Origin of the sequence: Paenibacillus sp. An7 (genome assembly GCF_009870785.1) — a bacterium.
GTDB lineage: Bacteria > Bacillota > Bacilli > Paenibacillales > Paenibacillaceae > Paenibacillus.
Genome location: NZ_WTWX01000102.1, coordinates 1 through 286, shown reverse-complemented (window position 1 = coordinate 286; position 286 = coordinate 1). Strand labels below are relative to the sequence as shown.

Here is a 286-nt window from a genome sequence, read left to right as displayed (position 1 = left end):
ACCTGTGACAACTCGATTAACAGTCGAGTGCTCTACCAACTGAGCTATCAGGGAAAATTTATGGAGCCAAGCGGGATCGAACCGCTGACCTCCTGCTTGCAAGGCAGGCGCTCTCCCAGCTGAGCTATGGCCCCTCATCGTTAAATAAATGATTCAGTAAAAATATAACCTAAAAGGTTAATTGCTTGGCGGCGTCCTACTCTCCCAGGACCCTGCGGTCCAAGTACCATTGGCGCTGGAGGGCTTAACGGTCGTGTTCGGGATGGGTACGTGTGGAACCCCCCAA

Annotated in this window: 1 tRNA gene and 1 rRNA gene; both read right to left on the bottom strand. The window is 52.1% G+C overall.

The features are described 5' to 3' along the window. Positions 1-61: 61 nt before the first annotated feature. Positions 62-134: transfer RNA gene (locus GQY27_RS21325), tRNA-Ala, on the bottom strand. Between the two features lie 49 nt (positions 135-183). Next, positions 184-286 (bottom strand): 5S ribosomal RNA (gene rrf / locus GQY27_RS21320); the annotation flags it as partial.